Source organism: Wolbachia endosymbiont of Drosophila mauritiana (assembly GCF_004795975.1).
Classification (GTDB): domain Bacteria; phylum Pseudomonadota; class Alphaproteobacteria; order Rickettsiales; family Anaplasmataceae; genus Wolbachia.
The window spans coordinates 356,448-381,779 of record NZ_CP034335.1; the positions used below are offsets into that span (position 1 = coordinate 356,448).

Here is a 25,332-nt window from a genome sequence, read left to right on the forward strand (position 1 = left end):
TATTTTGGCTTATAATAATTTCTGAGTTAACCTGAGATTTTCTGAACTGTGGTTTCTTTTACCCATGTTGAATGATTAGCTTTTACACTCTAATTTAATTCCAGTTTTGACTGTATAGGAGGTCACAATGTCAAACAATATCTATAGCGATCAAGTTAATAATAGTAATTTATATGCCAACAAACTTTTTTATGGTGAAGATGATGATGAATTAGAAGGAGATTTACTTCGTGACTGTAGAGATGAAACTGAGAAGGTAAAAGATAAGTTAGTAAAGTGTACAAAAGGTACTGCGGAATTGCAAGAAGAAATTGGAAATGCTGAAGCAGAAACTAGTAAATTAAAGTTACAGGTTCAAGAAGAGAAAGGGAAGGTAGAACAAACTAAAAATGAAGCTAAGACAGCAAAAGCAGAAGTTAAGGAGTTAAAATTACAAATTCAGAGAGAAAAAGAGAATGTAGAGGAAGAATTTAAAGGTAAGATAGAACAAGCTGAAAATGAAGCTAAGGCAGCAAAAGCAGAAGTTGAGGAGTTAAAATTACAAGTTCAGAAAGAAAAAGAGAATGTAGAGGCAGAATTTAAAGGTAAGATAGAACAAGCTGAAAATGAAGCTAAGACAGCAAAAGCAGAAGCTGAGAAGTTTAAAAACCAGGCTAAAGAAGAAAGAGAGAAGGTAGAACAAACTAAGAATGAAGCTGAGGCAGCAAAAGATGAGTTAATACAGTGTAAAAAAGATGCTGAGAAGATGAAAGAAAACGGTGGACAGGCAATTAATCAGGAAAAATGTGATGATATTAAAGCAGAAGCTGAACAAGCAAAATTAGAAGCTAAATTAGCAAAAGAGGAAGTTTTGAGGTGCAAAATTGAACAGGAGAAAGAAGAAGTGATGCAGAGTAAGATTGAAGGAGTAAAAGAAGAACTTTTAAAGTGTAAAATTAACATGGCAAAAGCAGAGACTGAGTGGTATAAAAAAGCAGCTGAAGAATGTCAAAATGAGAAAAGAATCGATACAGATAAACCTAGTATTAAGGGAGGGAATGAAAGTGGAGAAATTACATCACAAGAAATAACCCCAAATCATTCCGAGCAAGAAAATTGTGGAGTGTATGCTCGTTACTATCAAGCGAATAATAAGATAGGTCATCAAGGTTTTAATACATCTGATTTACTCAGGGAATTGTATCCTGAGATGTACAGTAATCCTAGAATTGCAAAACATATAGAAAAGGGAACAGATGGTCATTATGGTGCAGTAAATTTAAATTTGCCTTTACAGGGGATATTGATTCAGCAGCCAGTTTTAGTAATATGAAATGTGGTCAATGTGTGAGTAATCCACAAGAGTTATCCTGTCAGGACGATAGAATTAAGAGTTTCTGTTACTATGACGTTTTCTTTAATAATATGGAATGCAACAAGAACTTGTTTTCTAGAGAATCATGTCCTGATCTCATTAGAAAATCCGGTGGAATAAGTGTTATAAAAGCAAAACAAGTTTCACCATTTATACTTGTTAATAACTCAGGACAAATGATAGATAAAGAGGGCAATAATACTCAAATACAATATAATTTATTAAAGCCTTATCTAAAGGCTAATGGTAAAATCAAGGACTGTGGAAATGATCAAAATTGTAAAGATTATAATGCAATTATGAAGAAAGTTGCATGGGATACTGATAAGGAAGTATTATTAAAAACTGTTTTTGATGATACGCAAAGAGCGAGTCCTTACTATGAAGATAATTCTGTTTCTGATGATACTAATTTTATATAAGACTAAATGTTTTCTGGGCTTTTCAGCTCAGAGAACATTTTTGTAGAAAAATAGAATTGGTGACCTTACTCAAAAAAAAGTAGAGAAGAAGTTTTTGTTGTGAGAATAAATTTAGCAGAGTTTATAATATAATATTTAAGTTATTTATGATAAAAAATAGATTTCTTGCATAACCAGCCAGTCTGGGATTTAGCAAGAAAATCTAGATTCCAGCGTTACGCGCTGGAACTCTTTAAATTCCAGTAGTGCAAGAAATCTAATTTCTACGTATTCAAATATGGAAGTTCTAGTTTGTTGAACAGAACGTTGAGAAGTATCAATAAGAAGCTCCCTTTTGAGTAAACTTTTCTGCAACGGAGTTATCGTAATAACATCCCTTATGTAAGTTGCATGAGCAAATTGGTCAAATATACGAAAGAGTTATAATACAGATTTTACTCAAAAAATATTGAAACAATCTCACACATCTTAAACTAAGTTCTCAATTTCTCAAAGAAATCTTTTAACAAAAGAGAACATTTTGTTTCTAATATTCCACCATAAACTTCAGGTATGTGGTTACAGAATTGAAATATTCTAGTGCCGTTTTCAACTCCTCCACCTTTGGGATTGTAAGCCCCGAAGTACAGACGTTTAATTTTTGCAAAAGAGATAGCTTGAGCGCACATCGGGCACGGCTCTAACGTTACGTACATTTCAGCTTCATAAAGCGTGGAAGTTGAAAATGCTTGTCTAATTGTTAACATTTCTGCATGTGCAGTTGGATCATTAGATATATTGTGTGCAGAGGAGATGATATTGTTTCCATTAACTATTACAGCACCTATTGGCACTTCGCCATCTTTCTGAGCAAGTTTTGCTTGCTCTATGGCAAGTTCCATGTATTGGTACTTAAACATTAGGTGCTTGGGTAAATATAATTTTCTTTTCTTGGCTTTTCTATTTTTTCTAAGTTATAGAATTCACTAAGGACTATTGTCCTTTTTACAAGGCTATCTATTTCTCGCTTTAAATATTTTTTTATTTCTTCTACCGATTTTAGTTCGTTTATAGCTATAACTACTTCTTCCATTATATCCTCTATAATTTGATCCTCTTCTAATTTATATATTATTTGTTCTACATGCCTATTCAATTCCTCGAAGGTCGCAGATCCATATGTTTACTATTTCTTAGTAACATTTTTTACCTCTCTATTAGAATAGAGTTTATTAAGTTCTATTAAACTCTATTGTCAATAGCTGCCTTAATAAATGATGTAAAGAGAGGATGAGGAGAAAATGGTCTTGATTGAAATTCTGGATGAAATTGCACACCAATAAACCATGAGTGATTTTTTAGCTCCACTGCCTCTATGCATGTTTTATCTTCTGATATACCACTGCATATCATTCCATTCTCTTCTAAGTTATTTTTATAATCTAAATTAACTATATATCTGTGTCTGTGTCTTTCTGAAATAGTGACACTACTATACACATTTGCCATTTTTGAATTTGGACTTACATTACACTTGTATGTTCCAAGTCTCATGGTTCCACCAAGATCAACGTTCTTACCATCAGCGAGCTTGATGATTTGGTGTTTGCAAGTATAAAATTCTTCAGAGTGTACATCTTCAAGCTTAATAACGTTACGAGCAAATTCAATCACTGCAAGCTGCATACCAAGACATATTCCTAAAAAAGGAATGTTATTTACACGGGCATAGTTTATTGCTAATATTTTACCTTCTATTCCATTATCACCAAATCCTCCTGGAACAAGGACTGAATTAGAGCTTTGTAATTTTTCTCTGATAAACTTTGCATCTATAGATTTTCCATTCTCTTCTCTTGAGTTGACCCAATTTATCTTCACTCTAGCTTTATTACTAATTGCACCATGGTTTAATGCTTCAATCAGTGATTTATATGCGTCAGGAAATTCAGTATATTTTCCTACTATGGAAACGATAACTTCTTGTGTTGGATGTTTCATAGAGTGTACTATTTGGTCCCATTCAGGTAAGCTTGGTTTTGGCTTACTTAAGTGAAAGTGATCCAAAATTTGTGTCCCGAGCCCACATTGATTATACAAGGACGGTAACTCGTATATATGGTTTACATCAGGAGCAGGTATTACGTTAGATAAAGAAACATTGCAAAGATTGGCTATCTTTTCTTTTTGATTATCGGAAATTTCTTTTTCACTGCGACATAATATAATATCTGGTTGTAACCCCGCAGAATTTAACTCTCGAACTGAATGCTGTGTCGGTTTTGTCTTTAATTCTTGTGCTGCAGTGAGATATGGTATTAAAGTTAAGTGAATAAGGATAACTTTTTGCTTTCCTAGTTTATAATTAACTTGGCGTATAGCTTCCAAAAACGGTTGGCTTTCAATATCACCTACGGTTCCGCCTATTTCGCATATTACAAAATCTAAATCTTCTGTACCATTAAAAATGAAAGATTTGATTAAATCTGTCACATGAGGAATGATTTGCACAGTTTTGCCTAGATAATCACCACACCTTTCCTTCTTTAATAATTTATTATATACTTTACCAGTTGTTATATTGTCGTCCTTGGTTGCTTTAATTTTAGTAAAACGCTCGTAATGTCCAAGGTCTAAATCAGTTTCAGCACCATCCTCAGTAACAAATACTTCCCCGTGCTGAGCTGGGCTCATTGTTCCAGGATCAATGTTGAGATATGGGTCAAGCTTTCTGATGCGAACATTGAATCCATGAGCTTGAAGAAGTGCTCCCACACTTGAAGCAACTAAACCCTTACCAAGTGATGAAACAACTCCACCTGTAACAAAGATAAACTTGGTTTCTTTCATTAATTTTCAAATGGAACAGAAGTTGATTGGCCTTCTTGCTTCTTTTCTGATATAATCTTCTCTGCAATTGATTTTTTATGTACATCTTTTGAACATAATCCTGATAGTAACAGTGTATTTATAATGAACAGTCCAGCAACTATAGAAGTTATTCTACTGAGTGGATTTTCAGAAGACTTTACCGGAATTATTGAATTCATTCCCTGTTGTGAATTACTAAAGCCACTTAATGAACTACTTCCAGGTGGCTGCAGGAGCACTAAAATTACCAATACAACAACTAATATTATTTGAAGTACACTAAGTACTGTTACTGACATTATGAATAGAGCTAAAATAAAAATTTTAGGAGCATAAGGATCATAAGTCAAGAATATCTTTACCCGAGTAACTTGACTACTGGAATCCAAGTATGTATTAAACCTTATTTAAATTATGAGCTATCACATTTTAAAATACAAAGATTATGAACCAAAAATGGATGAAAGTTCTTTTATCGCAGATGGTGTGCGTATCATAGGTAACGTTGAAATAGGAAGGAATGCGAGTATCTGGTTTAATTGTGTGATCAGAGGAGATGTTGGATCAATCAAAATAGGTGATGAAACGAATATTCAAGATGGCACCGTAATTCATGTAGATAGAAATTCAGGCGGTGACACGATTATTGGTAGTATGGTGACGGTTGGACATTTTTGTGTGTTACATGCATGCACGATACATGATAAAGCATTTATTGGTATGGGCTCTGTTATAATGGATCATGCGATTGTGGAGTCTGAAGCTATGGTAGCTGCTGGTTCACTGGTGACACATGGAAAAGTGATAAAAAGTGGTGAAGTATGGGCTGGCAGGCCAGCACAATTCTTCAAAAAAATGTCAGATGAGGAAATTAAACATATTACACAATCTGCACAAAATTATATCATGCTGATGAAAGAATATAAGGCTATATGCTAGATTGAGAAATCTTCAGCTCTGATGGACATTCTACGTTAACTACTTCAAAAGTTTCTTCAACTATAGAATGCTTATCAATATAAGGCTCAATCACTTTTTCAACTCTAGTTTGCTTATCAATATGCTGATTAATAAAACTACCTCTGACTAGAATATCCTTTATTGGCCAGTTTGTTTCTGTTGGAGTACCTGATAGCATAGCTGCATATTGTGCTTTTGCTGATTTTAGAGAAAAAGACATAGTATTGTTCGAGTTAAGAGAGAAATTTACATCGTCTTTACAATCTTTTAGATCTATATCTTCTGGAAAATCTGGTATTTTTGACTGTATCATTGCTCTTATGGGATTCATCCATCTGAACTTTTCAGTAAGTATCCCTACCTCTTTTGGCACTTGTAATGGGATGATAATATCATTGCTAATTCCATTTTCTTCTTGAGAAAAAAGTTCAGTGTATGCTTCTTTTTTACTGTGTTTCTCAAAATACTTAGGAAAATACATATTAAGGTATTCAGAGTGTAGCTCTATACGATTTTTCTGGTCATCCTCTAGAGTAAATGTATATTTACCACCATTTTGCTTAAGCTCGCACAATTTAAATTTACTAAAGTCAGAGTCTGGAAATGGCTTTTCAATTTCAAAAGCAAGTGTAAGAGTGTGCGTTGTGTGATCAAATTCATTTTTTTCTTGTAGACTATAGTACTTATTTTTTTCATATTCCTTTTTTTCTCTATTAGCATTAACTTCCTGTTCATCAAAACTTTCAACAGCATAAAAAAATTCTTTTTCATCTAGCTCTTCTCCTGTTAGAGCATCCTCAAACACATCCTCTAAATCAATCTCATTACCTTTCGTTTCTATTTTATTCTCTATACTTATTTTTTTTGTATGGTCATTTCCATTTCTAGCAGTTGTTTGATGATGTGTATCGTTAGTTTGAAAAAAGCTCTTTACTTTTGATATTAAGCTAATCCATGAAAGTCTGACTTGATTAAGTAGCCATTTAAAACTCTTCATTGTTTTGCCCCCATCTAACTACTAAAAATTGTAACAGAATAAATTAAATATGTCAATAAGATACACAAATTGTACTAACTGGGAATTAGTGGCAGCACTTAACATCTGTGTAAATTTTGACATAGGCGTTTTCTGCATTTTAACCAAATCAGTGAGGAGAACATCATTGACCTTCTCCTTTTAGAAGCAACTTAAAAAAAATTAATAAAATTTTATCCATCAGATTAAGGAAGTGAATGACTAGTGCTACTTATATATGATTCTCTTGATTCATCTACTTTAGTATTAGGTCTTAGTGCTTCATATGTAGCACCACCAGATACGAGTGCAGATGCTGTGGCTATGACAATTATTGCTAACAGACTTAGTCTAGTTGTATGTGCAAGTACAGTACTTGCTACCAGCCCAACAGCAAGACCAACACCAATAACAGCAGTGTGCAACATTATCGGGTTCGCATTAGACGTACAGCTTACTAACTCTTTGTAATACTTTTCTGATTCTTTTTTTATGCCCTTGAGCTTATTTAGATCTTCTTCTTTTATTTCAGCATTGAATTCTAGTTTATTACATAATTCTTGCATTTCTTTTGCTTGTTTTTCTACTTTTTTAACAAAATTTATTATTTTTATTCCTTGTAATTTTATTATTGTTTCCTTAAGTAGTAACATTGATATTGGCATTGCTATTTCTTCTACCTCTTTTTCTATTTTCTTTTCCAATTCCACTACTTTTTCTATTCTTTCGTCTGATATGTCATCGTCTTTTTTTAGTTCTATTTCAAATTTTCTTTTTTTTAACTCTGCTTTTGCACCTTCTAATGATTCTAATGCATTCCATAGCTTTTCACCAGAATTCTGACTCCGTTTTGGTGACATAGACTGACTGCTTTTGGACTTTTTTGGTGACATAAGCTGAAATTTAATTTCTTTGAGCTTTTTTGCATTTTCACCTGCATTTACTTTAACCATAATAAACCTCGCATATTAAATAATGCTATTACATAATATCTTTAAAGCTCAAGGTCAAATAGTATCTTTACATAATATAACTCATAAACAGATAATTTTAGTGTAAATTGACGTATTTACTTTGTGCTATGGTTTGAGATGGAATAACAACTTGCTTCAATATGGAAAGGCAGTACAACTCTATAATCAAGTTACTGAACTCTCATTTACTCCTCTTTTTTTGTAAAACAATCTACAATTTATTAGAAGATCTTCAGATAGACGTTGATCATTGGTTGCGTTTTTACAGTGAGACAAGACCTCATTCTAGTAAATATTGTTATGGCGATGTAGACTTTCCTGAATAGAAAACATATTGCTTTTTAGAAAAATATTGGTAGCATTACATTAAGAGACTGATATTAGTTTTCAATTTTTCTGTTAGTTAATTCTTGCTTGCTAGGTTAAGTTGTGTCTGGTAACCATAATGGCAAATCTTGTTAATTTGAGGCGTGGATTTTAGCCTCTTTCATCCTTACATTAGTTACATATTCTTTCGCAGAGGGCTAATGAATTTATTAGTAAAATTCAGTAATTTATAACTGACAATTAGAGCTGTTAATTAGCAACTCACTTTAAATAAGTTACTCAACTGTGACAGATTTAGCTAAATTTCTCGGACAATCTACATCTAACCCTTTTTTTTCTGCAATAGAATAAGCAAGAAATTGCATAGCAACACTGTAGATAATTGGAGAAACAAAATTGTCAACTTCTGGAAGTTGCACCACATCTATGCAAATTCCCTTTAAGAGCGGTGCTCCTTGCTTATCACTAAAGGCAATTACTTTACCTTTTCTTGCAATAATCTCTTGTATATTGGATAGCGTTTTAAAGAATAAATTATCGTAAGGAATAATTGCGATAACAAGTACAGTAGAGTCTATCAAAGCGATAGAACCGTGCTTCATTTCTCCCGCTGCAATACCAATTGTGTTGATATATGAAAGCTCTTTTATCTTCAATGCACCTTCCATTGCAACTCCATATGAGCTTCCTCTCCCAATTATAATTATATTATTGTGCTCTAATATACTGCCTGATATATGTTGTATTTCCATCACATTCAAAACATGCTCAACATGTTCGGGAATAGAATTAATAGCACCGCTTAGTTCCTTTATCCTCTCTCTACCCAGTATACCTTTTATTTTTCCAAGTTCTACAGCAAAGCATGCTAAAATTGCAAGCTGCGTAGAAAAGGTTTTTGTCGAAGCAACACCAATCTCAGGTCCAGCAAGAGTATGCAATACAATATCTGAGGCTTTTTCTATGCTGCTATTAAATGTATTAATTATGCTAATGATCATTTGTTTCTGCAATCTCGCATAACGTAGTGCTTCCATAGTATCTGCAGTTTCACCAGATTGAGAAATGAATAAGCCAATACTACCTTCTTCGAGCTTGACGCTGCTATACCTAAATTCTGACGAGATTTCTAGATATACCCGAATTTGAGCAATACTTTCCAGCCAACACTTTGCTATTAGTCCAGCAAAATAGGATGAACCGCATCCAACTATAGTAATGTAACCTAGTTCAGAAAATAATTCTTTGTTGATTTCTTTATATTGTTTATAAAATTGATTTATTGTTTTGTTTAATGCATACGGTTGCTCAAAAATTTCTTTTAGCATAAAGCTAGGGTAACCATTTTTACTAATTAGAAAATTTCTTGGACTGCTATTTTCTGTTCTGCGTTTAACTTGTGTACCATTATTATATATACTAAATTCGTTAGATTTTATTACTGCAATATCATTATCTTCTAAATGCAATATTTTTTCTACAAATGAACTCAAAGCATTAGTATCAGAGGCAGCAAATACTTTATTACAGTTATATCCTATTGCTAAAGGCAAATTTCTTTTTGCAACAAATAAAGTATCTGGATATTCTGCAAATAATAAAGCCAAAGCAAGTGAACCTTGTAAATTGTTTAGACACTGTAATATAGAATCAACTGGTGACAATCCTTCATTAAGATATGCAGTTAATATGTTTGGTATTACTTCTGTATCAGTGTCGGTATGAAAAGATACTCCCTTTTCCTCCAGGTCCTTTTTTAATATATTGTAATTTTCAATTATGCCATTATGAGCAACAACAACATTATTTATATAAATGGGATGAGCATTTTTAAGATTTGGAACTCCATGTGTAGCCCAACGAGTATGTGCTATACCAACTTTGCTACTAGATATCTTGCTCTCATGAACAACTTCACATAATCTTTCAACTTTACCTTCTGATTTTTTGACTTCTATCTTACCTCTATTATTTATAATTGCTATACCTGAAGAGTCATACCCTCTGTATTCCAATTTTTGCAACGCGGTTAGTAAAGTTGGTATTACTGAATCATCGCTACTTACTATACCTAATATTCCACACACTTCTTAAATTATGAAGCATTTTTGTCTTTTTTACTTTCCTCTAGTTTATTTTTCTTGCCATTCTTTTCAACTTTGCTTTTTTCAATAGATTTAGCTACTGGCTTTTGAATTTCTTTATTTAAGATTTCAGATATAGCAGACTTTAGGATTTTTATTTCAATTTTTGGTGCTATTTCTAGTATTAGTTGTGCATTTACTTCGTCAACTTTGTTTACTTCACCTATTATTCCACTAGAAGTAATAACCGTATCACCACGTTTTATTTGATCTATCATCCTTCTATGTTCTTTTAGTTTTTTGTGATTGGGGCGAATAATGAGAAAATAAAATACTACAAATATTAAAATGAGTGGAATAAAGCTAGCAACAGATGCTGATACATTGTTAGTCGCATCTGCCGCAAAAACCTCAGAAATGAACATATTTAATCCCAATTATTAACGATAAAATTAAATAGATTAAGCAGCAATTACAATATCATGTCAAGTCTCTGAAAGAAATTAATTCAAATTAATAAGAAACTTAAAGAATTTTAAGGTGTTTCTGCTGTAATGGCGGGAGTGATGAGACTTGAACTCACGACCTCATGCGTGACAGGCATGCGCTCTAACCAACTGAGCTACACCCCCCATTGCTTTTTAACGTTTGTAATCTTAAAGCTAATCAACGTGTTGCTACTTGTCAATATTTTTTGTTTGCGCTTTTTTGTCTTTTTTATTACTATGTAAATAACTTAATTTCACACATGGCTTATGCAAGTAGTCCCGTTAGGGTTATGCCATGGAGGATAAACTATTTGGAGGAATAACTATGACAAATTTGCCTAAAGTCACTATACGTGATTTAGCTGAATCTGGTGTGCATTTTGGCCATAAAGTTAGTCGCTGGAATGCGAAAATGGCCCCATATATATATGGTGTACATCAACAGAATCGTATACACATAATAGACTTACGGAAAACATTACCATTGTTAGAGGCGGCGATGAAAGCTTTATACGATGTTGCATCTCAAGATGGTCGCATTTTATTTGTTGGTACGAAATTTCAAGCTTTAGATATTGTTGCAAGTGAAGCAGTTCGTTGTGGTCAGTATTATGTAAATGATCGATGGCTTGGTGGTATGCTTACTAATTGGAACACTGTTTCTTCTTCGATAAAAACTTTGATACAATATGAGAAAATATTGAATGATGAAGATAGTATCTTAACAAAAAAAGAATTAGGAAACATTGAAAAGAAAAGAAAAAAGCTTGATAAAGAATTGGGTGGAATTAGAGAAATGGGAGCAGTTCCTGATATTTTATTTATTATTGATACTAACAAAGAGCATATAGCGGTTAAAGAGGCTAAAAAACTGGGTATTCCTGTAATTGGAGTACTTGATACCAATTCTGACCCAGATGGTATTGCCTATCCTATACCAGGAAATGATGATTCAAGAAAATCAATAGAGCTCTATTGTAAATTAGTTGCTGATTCTATATTAGCTGGAATAGAGTCTAGTTTGACAAGGTCTAGAGTTAAGGATGATGAGCTTATTCAAGAAAAAGAAGAGGATATTGTGCAAACTAAAAAGAAGCGTATTAAGGTTGAAATAGAAAGGGAGGTAATAGTAAGTAAATGAAGATGGATTCAAGTAGTATAAGGGAATTACGCGATAGAACAGGGCTTGGCTTAAGCGATTGTAAGAAAGCGTTAGAAGAGTGTGATGGTGATATTAAGAAAGCCGTTGATAGGTTACGTACAATAGGATTTGCTAAAGCTGACAAAAAGTCTGATAGAGTAGCTTCGGATGGGCTTATTGCTATGTGCTTGGCTAAAAATTATGGTGTATTGGTTAAAGTCAATTGTGAAACTGATTTTGTTGCTAGAAATGAGAAGTTCATAACATTAGTTTCAAATTTAGCATCAATTGCTTGTCAAGAACGTTGTACTAGTCTTGATGAGTTAAAAAATGCCAAATATGAAGATGTTGGTACAGTGCAGAAAGCTATTATGAGTGGTACATCGGTTCTTGGTGAGAAGTTAGAGTTAAGCAATCTTTGCTACCTAGAGATTAAGGATGGGATTATTGCTGGCTATGTACATGGTGATATGCTTGGCTTAGGTAAGATTGGTGCTTTAGTAGCATTGCAATCATCTGATGATACACAAGAGATTGGAAAGCAAATAGCTATGCATGTAGTTGCTATGAAACCTGAAGCTTTATCTATAGATGATTTAGATCAAGAAAAATTAAACAATGAGCGTTCTATAATTGAGGAGCAAGTAAAGAGCTTAAATAAACCTGAAGAGGTAGCGAAAAAAATAGTAGATGGACGAATGGCTAAATACTATGAAGAAGTTGTTCTGCTAGAGCAGAAGTTTATAAAGGATGATAAAATGAAGATTGCTGATTTTATAGAATCAAGTGCTGTTAAATTAGCTAATTATAAGTTACTTACTTTGGATGGTGCAAATAAGTAACAAAACTTCAGAAGTAAAATACCCCAGAGTGTTATTTAAAATCTCTGGGGAGGCTTTGATGGGATCAAAGCTATTTGGCCATGATATGGAAGTTATAGATAAACTATCCAAAGACATAGTTGAAGTTTGTAATCTCGGAGTTCAAGTTTGTATTGTTGTTGGTGGTGGGAATATTTTTCGTGGTGCATCAGCATCTTTAAGTGGCTGTGAGAGAGCAAGCAGTGATTATATTGGAATGCTTGGTACTGTCATTAATGCTTTAATTTTGCAAAATTTTTTAGAAAAAAGCTCTATAGTCTCTAGGGTGTTGTCTGCTATACCTATGACTACTATATGTGAGCCTTATATAAGAAGGAAGGCTATTCATCATTTAGAAGAGGGCAGGGTGATAATTTTTGCAGCAGGAACGGGTAATCCATTTTTTACTACGGATACAGCTGCAGCTTTACGCGCTGTTGAAATGAATTGTAATGTTATTTTAAAAGGTACGCAAGTAAGTGGCGTGTATTCTGCTGATCCAAAAAAAAATGAGAATGCTGTAATGTACGATAGGCTTTCTTACACAGATTTGTTAACTCGTGATTTGAAGGTTATGGATGCGTCAGCAATTTCACTTGCTCGTGAAAATTCTATTCCAATAGTAGTTTTTTCTTTGAAAAGTGAAAAAATGGTCAATATTATTAAAGGTCAAGGTACTTATACTATAGTCTCAGATTATAAACATTAGGTAATTTATGTTAAACGAAATAAAAGCTAAAACAAAAGAAAGAATGCTAAAAACTATTCAGTCTTTTCATGATGATATGAAAGGTGTACGTACTGGTAGAGCTAACTCATCATTACTTGATGGTATAGTTGTAAATATCTATGGTGGACATCAAAAACTGAACCAAGTTGCAGGCGTTTCAGCTATAGATAACAAAACTCTATCAGTTAAAGTTTGGGATGCTACTGTTATCGGTGAAGTAAAAAATGCGATAATCAATGCTAACCTGAATTTAAATCCTGTTGTTGAAGGAAATACTATACGTATAGTTCTGCCAGACTTAACACAAGAAACTCGTGAAAAATTAGTGAAATTATTGCATCAATTTTCTGAAAATGCACGAGTTGCAATTAGAAATATACGCAGAGATGTTATGGAAGAAATAGAGGAAATGAAGAAAAATAAGGAAATCTCAGAAGATGATTTTCATGTTGCCAAAAAGGAAATACAAAACATTACTGATGATAATGTAAAAAAAGTCGATGATGACTTATCTATTAAAGAAAAGGATATATTGCATCATTAAGTTAATATGAAAGAATTTTTCAGTATTGAAAAACATAAGAGGATTCGATATAGATACAGTTGTATGAATGCTGTGATTCAGATCTCATCATTACGCACACATTTGATCGTTATACCTTTTGAAATCTAGAAAAAAAGCTTTTCAGTTTGATTTTTTATTACGATAATTAAGTTTACACTCTTGAGCGAAAACGATGCTGAAACGCCTTTTCCTTATTTTTGCATTTGTATTACTCATCCCATTGTCAAATGTTGATGCTAGAAGATATATCAGAATTGTTGGATCTTCAACTGTTTTTCCTTTTATCTCATTTATATCTGAAGAATTCAGCCGTATATTTTCCTTTAAAACTCCAGTTGTAGAATCGATAGGAAGTGGATCAGGGTTCAAAATGTTTTGTTCAGGAATAGGGGAAGGCACACCAGATATCACTACTTCATCTCGCCCTATGAAGGAAGTAGAGAGAGAATTATGTAAAAGAAATAAAGTGAATGAAGTAATAGAGATCATAATTGGCTATGATGGAATTGTTATTGCAAATTCAAATCAAAGCCATAGATTTGATTTTACAAAAAATGACCTGTTTGAAACTTTATCTTCATATTCTGAAGACAATGATAGATTAGTAAAGAATAACAAGAAATTTTGGTCTGATGTAAATCAAGCTCTACCAAAAACAGAAATTAAAATCTATGGTCCACATCAAAATACAGGTACACATGAAACTTTGATTAATTTTATTATGCTTGATCAATATTCATGCATGAACTCAAGGATTTTCAAAGAGAATTATCAAGACCAAGAAAAAAGAAAGAAAGCATGTAGTAATATCAGAGATGATGGAAGATATATAGAAGTTGGAATTAATGAAAACATAATAATACAAAAATTGAAGAGCAATAAAAATGCTTTAGGAATATTTAGCTTCAGCTTTTTAGCGAAAAACCAAGATGAGATTCAAGGAAGCACAATCGCAGGAATTGAGCCAACTTATAAAAATATATCATCGGGGGAGTATATGTTAGCAAGGCCTTTATATCTTTATATAAAGAAAGAACACTTAGATACTGTTGATGGATTAAGGGAATTCATTAGAGAAGTTGTAGACTCTATTAGTACTGAAGGTGGATATTTATCTAGGCTTGGCTTAATTCCACTTTCAAGCGAAAATATGAAAAAAGTCTTGGAAAAGGTTCGTGATATAATATGATGACTTTGATATTTTTTTATTCTGGATACTAGGTTAACAATAGAACGTTTAAATTTCTTGTTTTTATTGTTATCATGCTTAGATTTCCTAAGAACTTATTTACTATAAAATACAACAAGTTCTATTTATTTGAGAAAGTTGTGCGTCTTGTAGAACAGATTTTGTTGTAGGTTTCTCTGTAGCTATTTCAAGGTTTTCTTCTATGCTTTTTTGTTCTGTGTAATCCTTAACTTCTTGAATAAAATCTTCAAGCCACTTCTCACTATCTATCTTGGCATGTCGTTGTTGCTCACCTTTAAGAAGTTTTATTACAGCTGCATCTTGATTTTCAGGCACTCTTTGATATTTAAGCCACAAGTTACGAATATCAGGAGAAGCGTTTTTCAAATGAGCTTCAAAGGTTGCTTTTGTGTCTTTTGTACTTTCTTCTTGTTGATCTTGATGGAATTTAAACCAGAAATCGCGAATATCAGGAGAAGCTTTATCCCAAAGAAGTTTAGTAATTTCTTTTATATTTCTCAGATCTTCTTGTTTCAATCTTTCACCATCACCTATATATCGTTTATTAAGACCAACTTGCAGAGGATAAAGTAAAAGGGTAGTTTTGCTCTGTGAATGTATAGGTCTATTTAAAATCATTGCTAGATTTGTATCACAATCTTCTAATACTGCTTTAACTTTTTTAACATCCAGATAATCTATTGCTTGACGTAATTTGTAGTGAAGATCACTTATTCTCTTTAAATTTTCCACTTTTTGTATAGCTCTACCACAAATACCATTTTTCTGATTAGATTCTTCATAAGTTTGTTCTAGTGGCTTTTTCGGTGTACTTTCTATTGTAATCCTTAACTTCTGGAATAAATTTTTAACATCATAATCTGAACTCTTATTAGCTAATTTGATTGCACTATTACTAAGGAGAATACGAGTTTCTTGATCAGCTTTCTGCCAAAGTGCCTTAATGATATCTCCTTCTTTTTTTTGTGTAAAAATAGCAAAATCTAAGATGGTGTAATTGTAAGAAAATTTGCTTTTCAAGGCTTTTTGTACATCACTATTAGGATTACTGTTGAGTATGTTCTGAACCTTTTTAAGATTGTTCTGCTGGACTGCATAATATAATAAATCTTGAATTTTTTTAACATTTGGATCATTACTCCCTTTTGCTTCTTTCATAACTATACCACTTGAAGCACTCTCAATTTTTTGCTTATATTGGTTAATTTCTTTTTGATTTTTTTGGAACGTAATAAACTTTAAAGTGGTGCAAGGGTTAGGTAAATCCTCTTTAAACTTTTCTTGTACATCGCTAGGCAATTTGCTTTCCAAAACTTTTTGTACATCACTATCGTAATTATTTTTTATACTCTCAAAGTTGCCCTTTATAGCTTCACTAATTAATGAATCTCGAATGTTTTTTTGTCTTTCAGTTAATAACACACCTTACCTCTTATGGCAAATTTAGCGCTATAGTTATACGTATTTATAATCAAGTCAAGAGAAAAAATTAGCAAAGCGGTTGAAGTTTTAATAACATATAGCTTTCACAGTACTGTCTATGGAAAATCTGCAAGTTTTACGTTCAATTGCGTTTATTGTGGGAATTTTTCTATTGTTGTTTGGCGTAGCAATGCTTATTCCTGCTATTACTAATAATTATCTAGGTTACGAATGGAAAAATTTTCTGGTTGGATTTATAGTTACCTGCACATTTAGTGCGATTTTTATTCTACTGGGTAAACTAAATAGGGTACATGGAATGCCGGCAATTTTTGCGATTACCAGTTGTACCTGGATTGCATTATCTCTATTTGCAGCTATTCCATTTTATCTTGATAGTTTAAGCTACATTGATGCACTGTTTGAAGCAGTATCTGGGATTACAACCACAGGAGCAACTGTTCTAAGTTACATCGAGCAACAATCTCCGGGGATACTACTGTGGAGAGCAATGCTGCACGGTATAGGTGGTTTTGGAGTAATTACAGTAGGAATTGCAATTTTTCCCATATTTAAGGTTTTGAGCTTAAATAATTTACTCTATTCTGAGTACTCAGATGCTCTTAAAAGAAAGTTACCACATACGCGAAGCGTAGTAATACATATTGCAGAAATATATTACTGCCTAATTTTATTGTGCATATTTTCGTACTATCTAGCTGGCATGCCATTATTTGACGCAGTATGTCACGGAATGTCCGCTGTATCAATTGGTGGATTTGCTAACTATAACGATTCTATAGGCTACTACAATAACCCTATATTGGAAGTCATAACAATTATCTTTATGATTTTAGGCTCTTTACCTTTTCTGAGCTATTTAAAAATTATAAGACGATTAGACGTTTGTTATGATGAACAGGTCTCTTACTTTATTAAGATAGTTGTTATCTCATCTTTGCTTGCTTGTTTTTGGTTATATAAAAATTTTGACTTAGGAGTATTTTTATCATTTAGGTACAGCACATTCACCATTACCTCCTTTATCACATCAACTGGCTATGTAATGTGCAACTACTTGAATTGGAGCTTTATTTCAGTCTTAGCTTTCTTTTTAGCCTTTATTGGTGGATGTGGTGGTTCTGCTAGTGGTGGAATCAAAATCTTCCGTTTAGTCATTTTTCTAAAATCTATAAGGAATTACTTTAGCTCTTTATTAAATCCAAGTGAAAGCGATAGAGTAAAACTCAATGGTAAAATACTGGAAAATGATGAAGTTCAATCCGTCTTTACGTTTTTTGCGATTTACATGTTAACATTCACTATATCATCAATAGTGATGTCTTACTTGAGCAATGCGGACTTTATAACTAGCATCAGCTCTGTTTCTGCAATGCTTACAAATTCTGGCCCAGGGTTTAGTAACCTAATAGGTCCTTCAGGTAATTATTCCTCCTTTAGTGGTGGAGTAAAGCTATTTCTATCGTTTTTGATGCTGCTTGGCAGGCTTGAAATATTGCCAATTTATTTTTGTATAGGTAGTTTATACTGGAAACTTTGCCATTCCAGAGTGTAACGCTAATTCAGGTTTACATTTAAATTCTATTACATATTATTATAAGTATTACAAAACTTTAAAGGACAATTATGGCAGTTATGCCAGATAAATGGATAAGGGAAAAGGCTGAAAACTCTAGAATGATAGAGCCTTTTGTGAATCATAAAAGCAGTAAGGGTGTTGTATCTTTCGGATTATCATCTTATGGCTATGATGCAAGAGTTAGTAATAAGTTTAAGATTTTTACTAATGTTAATTCAGCTATTGTAGACCCCAAGAATTTTTCTGAGAATAGTTTCATAGATAAGGAAACAGATGTATGTATAATTCCACCAAATAGTTTTGTACTTGCCAGCACGGTGGAATATTTTCGTATACCAAGGAATGTACTGGTAATTTGTGTTGGTAAATCAACTTATGCAAGATGTGGTATTATAGTAAACGTCACACCTTTAGAGCCTGGATGGGAAGGTCACGTCACACTTGAATTCTCTAACACTACTCCACTTCCTGCAAAAATCTACGCTAATGAAGGAGCATGTCAATTTGTGTTTTTAAGCGGCGAAAGTGAGTGTGAGAAGTCATATGATGATATGAAAGGAAAATATATGAATCAACATGGTATCACTTTGCCGTTAGTTAAGTGATTACTTTAGATAAAGCTAGATATTGATTCTTTGTATTGAAGATTAGCAAAATTTTCTTTTATTAGTTCATCACATTTTTTATCACCTAAAACTGCACGTGCAGAGTGATTTTTAAATGATTCTATAAAGCTAATAAAGAAATTTGTAGAAGGATTACTTAAAGCTTTTGCAACTTCTTTTTTTTCTTCATCATTGGCAAGCTGATTAAATAATTCTTCACCTTTTTTTTGTAGCTCATTTTGAAATTCTTGTTTTACAGTAGCCTTATCCGCTCTTTGCAAAAAGGAAAACTCTTCAAAAGTGTACAAGGAAGAGACAATACTGTTAAAGGTACCAGTAAAACATGCACTGCCAACAAGTACTCCGTATTCTGTTTGCGATTCTACTAAATGTTTAACCAGTTGATATTTTCTCTGTGATATGCGGGTATTAATATCTATATTATTATCAGTACTTTTTTTATTTTTATCCTTACAAGCTTTCCAAACCAAACTTAAAACTTGCTTCAATCTTAATCCACTTCCACTATGTGAATCAGGGTCATTTTTTATACGCTTTAGGCACTCAAGTGCATGTTTTTTCTCATCTGCTGTGAGTTGATCTTTATCTAAAGCTTTTTGTGTGCCATTTGCTATGCATTCTAACTGATCAATAAATCCTTCTATTTCCTCTATAAACTTATCATCAACATCAGGCTCGCCATAGTTTTCTTTTAGCTTTTGAACGTTAATATTAATTGCATCATTTACATTAGTATCATGCGTTGTTTGTGGGATACGTGCTGCCTCCATAAATGCTTCAATTCTTTGCTCTAACCATTCCGGTAATTTGCCTCCTGCAAGAACATATAGCTTACTCAATGCTTGAGCGACTAGAATTAATGCTAGAACAAGAACAATAGATGCTATGAGTAATACTACAGCTAAACCAATGACTAGCCACCTCACAGGGGCTAGTAAAATATCTCTTAATTTTGACGTTCTTTGTATGTTACCTGGTGTATTTACTACTACCGGCATAATTAATTTTAAATAGTCTCATTATCGTCAATATATTATATTTCTCTTATTTTGTCAACTCACATTTCTACTTCTGTACTTTTTCATTCTTTCTTCTAATTACTATAGATGGTCAGGTAAGGAAGCAGTATTACTACTACCCCCTCCCTTAGAAACGCAGCATGCAGGTTTCCCCACACTACGCTTGAGCCCCTTATCTAAGTTCTTCTTTTCTAGAACCGGCTTGTCCTTCATGATTCCTCAGGAAACATCATTCTTAATGGTGACACCAACAGTAGAGAACCTTCTCTTGAGAAAGAGCTTGCTAACATTCTTGTTCGTTTCACTCTCTCATCAAAATACTTTTTCCATTTTAAGTCAAGGGGATTTGCATCCGCTCTGATTTTAACATGTCGTCTGATAGGTATATCAATCAGCTTAAGCAGTCTTAAATACCGTATCTCTTTTGGTTTGTTCTTGCATATGGGTGCAGCAAAGACCCATTGGCGTTGACCCATTACTTTGAAGTAACGATTCTTTATCCAACGTAATCCTTTACGAGGATGTCTTTTTTTTGCCCATTTCCATAAACTATGCCAAATTTCATTGTCGATCTTTCTAAACGCTTTTTTAGCACACACATGGTGATAGTAATTTCCCCATCCTCTCAGTAGAGAGTTGAGTGACTTAATTACTATAGCCTGAGTGTTCGCTATATTTGCTTTTATCAATGTACGTGCTTTATTAAGAAGTCTTTTAATACTTTCTTTCGAAGGTTTAATAATTAACTTCTTATTATATCTACGTACATTACAACCAAGAAAGTCAAACCCTGTTGTGATAGATGTAATCTTTGTCTTCTCTTCTGAAAGAATTAAACCTTGCTCATGAAGAAAAGATGATACTAAAGGCTTAACTTCATTTTCCAGTACTTCATGTGTGAAACCTGAAATAATAAAGTCGTCTGCGTATCTGATTACGTTCACTCCACTTCTGATTTTGTTTCTTCTTCTACTGCCGAGTTTACCAAATCGACTTTCCAATAACTTTTCAAGTCCGTTTAAGGCTAAATTGGCTAGTATTGGAGAAATTATACCACCTTGCGGGGTACCTGCAGTTGTGGGATACAGAGTTTTCGATTCTAGGAAGCCAGCTTTTAACCAACTATGCAGAATTTTCTTCTCCATAGGAATATGCTTCATAAGCCATTCATGATTAATGTTGTCAAAGCATCCTTTGATATCACCTTCAAGTATCCATTGTAGTTGATTACGACTTGCCAGTAACAAATGACAAGCTACTGTAGCATCTGCACAGGATCTTTTAGGCCTAAAGCCATAGGAGTGACGATCACTGATTGTTTCAGCTATCGGTTCCAGAGCAAACAGATATAATGCTTGCATGGCTCTATCTTTTATCGATGGTATTCCAAGAGGTCTTCTTTTGCCATTAGATTTACTGATATAAATCCGTTTTAGCGGAGAAGGTTTATATCCTCTTTGCTTTAACTGCTTTATTCCTTGAAATTTAGCATTGCAAGTTGACCATAATTGACGATCTACACCCGCTGTGTTTTTTCCTTGGTTTTCAGTTACTCTCTTAACAGCCAAAGCTTTTCCGCTAAAAGAGCGTGTGAGAAGATGTTGTAAAGCTTTTACCTTACCCCATCTTCCTTTTTGGACAGCCTTAACAATACGTCTTTGTAGCCTCACAATAACTTTCTGGCATTTCTTCCATGGCAACTGCTTCCATGCTTCAAAGCTTTCGGTAGATGCACTTACAGGTTTACTTGTAATCATCTGCTTTCCTACCTTAAGTGGTTAACAAAGTTTCTTGTCACGAGGGAACAAACGGAAGTCTGCTCGTTCACGCGAATTAATGTTACAAATTCTATCCATTTCGTTACAAAATGGCATTCGCTTTCTCCATTCTCCTTTACCTGCACTTCCATCAGCATTCCTTGCGGTTTGCTTGCCATGTAGGCGAAAATACAGGCTTACCCTGTTCCTTCTGTCATACAACAGTGGGTTAGGTGACTTCTCTATACCGGTGGAGTTATTATTTGCGTACATCTAGAAATGAGAAATGTAACTTATCCACATTACCTTTTTGGTTAGAGCTTATCAGCATCTTTAGCTCCTTCATAATTACGATACTTTGAAGTTTCACTTACGTTCACCATACCACTAGCCTAGCTCTCCAACCACATGATGCTTGTAGTTTATGCTCCTCTCACGATTGAGCATCTTCTTTTTCAAGAGGAGGTTCATTGTCCGCATCGCTTGGCACCAACCGGTTGCCCGATTCGCACTGATGCGTAGACTCAGATGGCAAAACATCTGGTTTAATAAGTTTTAGAATCCTTTCAGTTTCTTTCTGGAGGAATTCCTCTCCTTTTAAACAATATGACCGAAGACTTTCAGGTCGCACCATTTCAACAATGATTCAAAATAATGTTGTATCGCAGGATATTCTGAATAGTTGGACATACATTTTAACATTGCTTGGCCTTGCTATATATAGAAATAACAATGAATATGTTAATTCTATTTTAAGACAAGCTCAAAATAATGGTAAGCTGCAAGAAGTTCTTACTGCTAAAAATACTTTGTATTCTCCAGATGGTTGGACGTATAGCTTAACATCACTTGGCTTTGCTATACATGAGGGTAATCATGCACATATTAATTCGATTTTAACTCATGCTCAAAATAGTGGTATATTGCAAGATATTCTTGCTAATCACAATGCTGTAATATCTCCAACTGATCAGACGTACAGCTTAACGCCACTTGGCATCGCTATACATAAAGGTAATATTGAATGTATTAATTCTATTATAGTACGAATTAATGACATACCACGATATATCTGTGCCACTTTTCAACCAACTGCAGCGATTAATGAAAGGAATACTAGGATTAGTAGTGCATTAGATAATGTATCTATTCCTCCTAGACTACAAGTAAATAGAATTACTTTCTGATTACCTTGTCCTTCCTGAACGCTCAGGTTCATAAGGAACTTTTTGCACAGAGGTTACTTCTACTCATCAAAAATCCTTTAATATCACTCTGGTGTATATTGACACATTAATTTTAATAATTAAACTACATTGACTTTAAAGCGAGGTTACAAAAATATGCTAAATCATCAAAATTTAACATGAAAACAAAAAGATTTGTATTTTTAGCTAAAAAGATCCATATGGAATGGAAGGAGCATCAGTAATATCTTGAAAGCAGCTTCAAGAAATGATTTACTAAAAGTTCTATATCACTTGATATACTACACGATTTCCAACAGATGGAGGACGCACTTTAACACTGCTTAGCCTAGCTATACATAGAGACAATAATGAATGTGTTAATTCTATTTTAGAACAAGCTCAAAACAATGGTATACTACAAGATATTCTTACTACTGCAAATATTATAAACTATCAAAATGGTTTGATGTACACCTTAACATCGCTTGGCTTTGCCATACATCATAATAAGGGAAGGTATATTAATGTTATTTTAACAAAAGCCCAAGAAAATGGTATATTACAAGATATTCTTGCTTCTAGAAATATTGTACAGTATTTATATATTATAGCGTATACTTTAACGCCACTTAACTTTGCTATATATAAAGGCAATAACGAATGTATCAATTCTATTTTAATACGAGTTCAAAATAGTGATAGACTACGAAATATCCTTACTTCTAAAGATATTGTGCAGCTTCCAGGCGTGACGTATGTCATTAAACCATTTGCCTTTGCTATATATAAAGGTAATAATGAATGTGTCAATTCTATTTTAATACGAGCTAAAAATAGTAGCATGCTACAAGGTGCATTTACTGAACTGTACTGTTTCCATATGGTAGATATACTTTGAATGCTTGTGAGCTAGCTGTAGTTGTTAATGAGAACAATGCTAGTATTAGGACTGCATTAGATAATGTATCTATTTCTTCTAGGTATGTTAGAGAAAATAGCAAAGTTAATTAATTTCTTAAGTAACTCTTTCTTGCAAGTACTACTTTTTTATGTATCTGTTCAGGCAATGGCGTTAACTTAAGAGAATAAATTAGCAAGCTCTTCTAAAGACATTATGGCGTTTAGGCTTATCTACTTTATTGTGGCTATACAATCTTCACGTTAACTTTAGTGCGTATTTTAAAAAGGGTTTGAAAGTTTTTTGGTGCTAATAAGCACCTGATAAAGTTTCTGTCTCATTACACCAAATAAAACTGAAAAATTTAAACGATACTCAGCAATTTGATCTGGGTTCCAAGGTTCTTGTGCATCACACATATGAAGTATTGCACATGACCAAGTTTGCACAAAATTCTTGTTTCTAAATTTATCCCAGAAAAATTCTCTAATTCTGCTTCTACTTTGAGTCGTTTATAGCACTCCTCTATGTGACACCTTAATAGATAAGCTTTACTGATATCTTCTTTATTGAAATAAAATAGAAACCAAAGGTCCTATTTTTTACAGTATTTTACTCCTTAACATCTTTCCTTAAGTTGACGCCATTGGGCTTTGTTGCATCGCTATCTACGATGGATAAAAGATAAAAATGTTGAATATCAATAGCTTATTATTCTAGCATTTATAGTAAGGACAGTCAGTAAATATCTAAATTTAAGTAAAAGAAGTTTTACTATCATTCACTAATCTAGCTAGAATTCAAGAATTTCAATGCTTTAGCTATTTTAAGTAGAATTAAATTTACTAGTACAAACAATAAATTACTATTCTTAAATTTGATCAGATTGATTGCAAAAAATAAGATTTTCAATAAGTTGCTTGTATAGTTAGCCTTTTATAGATAGTGATGCAACAAAGCCCGCTGAAATCTAGTTCATATTATATATTTATCTGATAAGTTCCATGTATGTGTAATTTATTTAAATTGACTTCTTATCATATAATTAAATATATTATTGAAAATTAAAGGTAAGGTTATGGCAATGGAAATTTCAAATTGGCACGAATTATTGAGTTTAGTTAATGTTGACAAAGATTTAAGCAAAGATAACGTAATTGAAAAAATACAAAATGAGCTGAAAAGATATTCAAAGGAATATGAAAAGTGGGAAAAGTCTGGCTTTGATATAAATTATGTGTTTAAAGATGGTGAAAAAGTGACTCTTTTGCATTTAGCTGCTTTCTGTAACCTAGAAAATATAGTGAACGCTCTCATAGAAAAAGGTGCAAATGTTAATGAAAAAGGTGCAGGAGGAAAGACTCCTTTATGTGGTGCTGTTTTATGTGACAACATGGTCATGGTAGATGCTCTAATAAAAGAAGGTGCCGATGTTAATGTAGTAGATATATTGAGAAGGGCTCCTTTACATTGGGCTGCTTTACGTGGCAATATGGTCATGGTAGATGCTCTAATAAAAAAAGGTGCCGATGTTAATTCAGTAGATATATGGGGAGAGACTCCTTTACACTATCTTAATCGTTCAGCAATTAAGAAAGGGTGGATTGCCGGTGGAGTAACTGCATTATTAGGTACTGCTATATCTATAGCACTTTTTACAGCCGGAGCAATTACAGCTGAGTTAATACCTATAGTTATAGCAGTAGTTGCAATTACAGCAACAGCACTAATAGTTGGCAATGCTATATATAAATTGTCAAAGCCTGATACTCAAGTTGATAAACCAATCTTAGCACAAGAAACTGCTAGCAATAGTAGGGTTACCTAGCGATTCTGCCAC

The 25,332-nt window shown here is 33.3% G+C and carries 24 protein-coding genes, 1 tRNA gene and 4 pseudogenes; 14 read left to right on the top strand and 15 right to left on the bottom strand.

Features of this window, described 5'->3' with window-relative positions; genetic code table 11:
- Nucleotides 1-127: 127 nt before the first annotated feature.
- Complete coding sequence (locus EJB00_RS01865) at nt 128-1,312, top strand: coiled-coil domain-containing protein (protein ID WP_225416298.1); 1,185 nt, start codon at nt 128-130, stop codon at nt 1,310-1,312.
- Between the two features lie 14 nt (nt 1,313-1,326).
- Nucleotides 1,327-1,776, top strand: coding sequence for a hypothetical protein (locus tag EJB00_RS06325; RefSeq protein WP_225416299.1), 450 nt, complete (start codon nt 1,327-1,329; stop codon nt 1,774-1,776).
- A gap of 258 nt (nt 1,777-2,034) precedes the next feature.
- Here EJB00_RS06325 and EJB00_RS06655 read toward each other — a convergent pair.
- The 5 genes and pseudogenes from EJB00_RS06655 to secG form a co-directional block, all read right to left on the bottom strand.
- Nucleotides 2,035-2,176, bottom strand: a pseudogene (locus EJB00_RS06655) (IS3 family transposase); the annotation flags it as partial.
- 73 nt (nt 2,177-2,249) lie between these two features.
- Nucleotides 2,250-2,657 carry a nucleoside deaminase gene (locus tag EJB00_RS01870; RefSeq protein ID WP_010404879.1) on the bottom strand — a complete coding sequence of 136 codons (408 nt, stop codon included), beginning with the start codon at nt 2,655-2,657 and terminating at the stop codon, nt 2,250-2,252.
- Between the two features lie 17 nt (nt 2,658-2,674).
- Nucleotides 2,675-2,911 carry a hypothetical protein gene (locus EJB00_RS01875; protein WP_225416300.1) on the bottom strand — a complete coding sequence of 79 codons (237 nt, stop codon included), beginning with the start codon at nt 2,909-2,911 and terminating at the stop codon, nt 2,675-2,677.
- 86 nt (nt 2,912-2,997) lie between these two features.
- The gene (locus tag EJB00_RS01880; protein WP_015588395.1) at nt 2,998-4,605 is read right to left on the bottom strand and encodes a CTP synthase; all 1,608 of its coding nucleotides are present in this window, start codon (nt 4,603-4,605) and stop codon (nt 2,998-3,000) included.
- A complete protein-coding gene (secG, locus tag EJB00_RS01885) occupies nt 4,605-4,925 on the bottom strand; it encodes a preprotein translocase subunit SecG (protein WP_007302593.1) in 321 nt (106 codons plus the stop codon). The genes EJB00_RS01880 and secG overlap by 1 nt, the downstream gene beginning before the upstream one ends.
- Before the next feature lie 115 nt (nt 4,926-5,040).
- Here secG and EJB00_RS01890 point away from each other — a divergent pair, with 115 nt between their 5' ends.
- Nucleotides 5,041-5,565, top strand: a complete 525-nt coding sequence (locus tag EJB00_RS01890; protein WP_135352870.1) for a gamma carbonic anhydrase family protein — start codon at nt 5,041-5,043, stop codon at nt 5,563-5,565.
- Here EJB00_RS01890 and EJB00_RS01895 read toward each other — a convergent pair.
- Together EJB00_RS01895 and EJB00_RS01900 are read right to left on the bottom strand one after the other, a co-directional pair.
- Entirely contained in the window at nt 5,555-6,583 is a 1,029-nt protein-coding gene (locus EJB00_RS01895) for a hypothetical protein (protein ID WP_135352869.1), read from the bottom strand. The genes EJB00_RS01890 and EJB00_RS01895 overlap by 11 nt on opposite strands.
- 224 nt (nt 6,584-6,807) lie before the next feature.
- Complete coding sequence (locus tag EJB00_RS01900) at nt 6,808-7,554, bottom strand: hypothetical protein (RefSeq protein WP_015588398.1); 747 nt, start codon at nt 7,552-7,554, stop codon at nt 6,808-6,810.
- A 212-nt stretch (nt 7,555-7,766) separates the two neighbouring features.
- Between EJB00_RS01900 and EJB00_RS01905 the strand changes: the two are divergent.
- Nucleotides 7,767-7,920: pseudogene (locus EJB00_RS01905) on the top strand (IS481 family transposase); the annotation flags it as partial.
- Between the two features lie 257 nt (nt 7,921-8,177).
- Here the strand turns inward: EJB00_RS01905 and glmS are convergent.
- The 3 genes from glmS to EJB00_RS01920 form a co-directional block, all read right to left on the bottom strand.
- Nucleotides 8,178-9,989 (bottom strand): glutamine--fructose-6-phosphate transaminase (isomerizing), encoded by a 1,812-nt coding sequence (gene glmS, locus EJB00_RS01910; protein WP_015588399.1) that lies wholly within the window; start codon nt 9,987-9,989, stop codon nt 8,178-8,180.
- Between the two features lie 8 nt (nt 9,990-9,997).
- Nucleotides 9,998-10,411: a preprotein translocase subunit YajC gene (gene yajC / locus EJB00_RS01915; RefSeq protein ID WP_006012489.1), complete on the bottom strand. Its 414-nt coding sequence runs from the start codon at nt 10,409-10,411 to the stop codon at nt 9,998-10,000.
- Between the two features lie 130 nt (nt 10,412-10,541).
- Nucleotides 10,542-10,618: transfer RNA gene (locus tag EJB00_RS01920), tRNA-Asp, on the bottom strand.
- Nucleotides 10,619-10,799: 181 nt separating this feature from the next.
- Here EJB00_RS01920 and rpsB point away from each other — a divergent pair.
- The 5 genes from rpsB to EJB00_RS01945 all read left to right on the top strand — a co-directional run bounded on the left by rpsB (nt 10,800) and on the right by EJB00_RS01945 (nt 14,959).
- Entirely contained in the window at nt 10,800-11,615 is an 816-nt protein-coding gene (rpsB, locus tag EJB00_RS01925; protein ID WP_135352868.1) for a 30S ribosomal protein S2, read from the top strand.
- A complete protein-coding gene (gene tsf / locus EJB00_RS01930; RefSeq protein WP_041581370.1) occupies nt 11,612-12,457 on the top strand; it encodes a translation elongation factor Ts in 846 nt (281 codons plus the stop codon). The genes rpsB and tsf overlap by 4 nt, the downstream gene beginning before the upstream one ends.
- The gene (pyrH, locus tag EJB00_RS01935) at nt 12,441-13,184 is read left to right on the top strand and encodes a UMP kinase (protein WP_015588403.1); all 744 of its coding nucleotides are present in this window, start codon (nt 12,441-12,443) and stop codon (nt 13,182-13,184) included. Before tsf ends, pyrH begins: the two co-directional genes overlap by 17 nt.
- 7 nt (nt 13,185-13,191) lie before the next feature.
- Nucleotides 13,192-13,749 (top strand): ribosome recycling factor, encoded by a 558-nt coding sequence (gene frr / locus EJB00_RS01940; protein ID WP_015588404.1) that lies wholly within the window; start codon nt 13,192-13,194, stop codon nt 13,747-13,749.
- Between the two features lie 193 nt (nt 13,750-13,942).
- Nucleotides 13,943-14,959 (top strand): substrate-binding domain-containing protein, encoded by a 1,017-nt coding sequence (locus EJB00_RS01945; protein WP_135352867.1) that lies wholly within the window; start codon nt 13,943-13,945, stop codon nt 14,957-14,959.
- A gap of 102 nt (nt 14,960-15,061) precedes the next feature.
- Here EJB00_RS01945 and EJB00_RS06330 read toward each other — a convergent pair whose 3' ends face one another.
- The gene (locus tag EJB00_RS06330; RefSeq protein WP_015588406.1) at nt 15,062-16,402 is read right to left on the bottom strand and encodes a hypothetical protein; all 1,341 of its coding nucleotides are present in this window, start codon (nt 16,400-16,402) and stop codon (nt 15,062-15,064) included.
- Between the two features lie 118 nt (nt 16,403-16,520).
- Between EJB00_RS06330 and EJB00_RS01955 the strand changes: the two genes are divergently transcribed.
- Nucleotides 16,521-17,978, top strand: a complete 1,458-nt coding sequence (locus EJB00_RS01955) for a TrkH family potassium uptake protein (protein ID WP_135352866.1) — start codon at nt 16,521-16,523, stop codon at nt 17,976-17,978.
- 71 nt (nt 17,979-18,049) lie between these two features.
- A complete protein-coding gene (gene dcd / locus EJB00_RS01960) occupies nt 18,050-18,607 on the top strand; it encodes a dCTP deaminase (RefSeq protein ID WP_006012513.1) in 558 nt (185 codons plus the stop codon).
- A 5-nt stretch (nt 18,608-18,612) separates the two neighbouring features.
- Here dcd and EJB00_RS01965 read toward each other — a convergent pair whose 3' ends face one another.
- The 3 genes and pseudogenes from EJB00_RS01965 to ltrA form a co-directional block, all read right to left on the bottom strand.
- A complete protein-coding gene (locus EJB00_RS01965) occupies nt 18,613-19,626 on the bottom strand; it encodes a hypothetical protein (protein ID WP_015588409.1) in 1,014 nt (337 codons plus the stop codon).
- Nucleotides 19,627-19,731: 105 nt separating this feature from the next.
- A pseudogene (locus EJB00_RS06335) lies at nt 19,732-19,860 on the bottom strand (Rpn family recombination-promoting nuclease/putative transposase); the annotation flags it as partial.
- Nucleotides 19,857-21,404, bottom strand: coding sequence for a group II intron reverse transcriptase/maturase (gene ltrA, locus EJB00_RS01970; RefSeq protein ID WP_135352711.1), 1,548 nt, complete (start codon nt 21,402-21,404; stop codon nt 19,857-19,859). The gene ltrA and the pseudogene EJB00_RS06335, both read right to left, overlap by 4 nt.
- A 641-nt stretch (nt 21,405-22,045) precedes the next feature.
- Here ltrA and EJB00_RS01985 point away from each other — a divergent pair.
- Nucleotides 22,046-22,591: a WD_0033/WD_0034 family tandem repeat-containing protein gene (locus EJB00_RS01985; RefSeq protein WP_015588223.1), complete on the top strand. Its 546-nt coding sequence runs from the start codon at nt 22,046-22,048 to the stop codon at nt 22,589-22,591.
- Between the two features lie 469 nt (nt 22,592-23,060).
- Entirely contained in the window at nt 23,061-23,492 is a 432-nt protein-coding gene (locus tag EJB00_RS06340; protein WP_225416302.1) for a WD_0033/WD_0034 family tandem repeat-containing protein, read from the top strand.
- A 192-nt stretch (nt 23,493-23,684) separates the two neighbouring features.
- Here EJB00_RS06340 and EJB00_RS01995 read toward each other — a convergent pair.
- Nucleotides 23,685-24,066, bottom strand: a pseudogene (locus EJB00_RS01995) (IS4-like element ISWosp8 family transposase); the annotation flags it as partial.
- 504 nt (nt 24,067-24,570) lie between these two features.
- Between EJB00_RS01995 and EJB00_RS02000 the strand changes: the two are divergent.
- Nucleotides 24,571-25,320, top strand: coding sequence for an ankyrin repeat domain-containing protein (locus EJB00_RS02000; RefSeq protein WP_015588222.1), 750 nt, complete (start codon nt 24,571-24,573; stop codon nt 25,318-25,320).
- Nucleotides 25,321-25,332 lie beyond the last annotated feature (12 nt).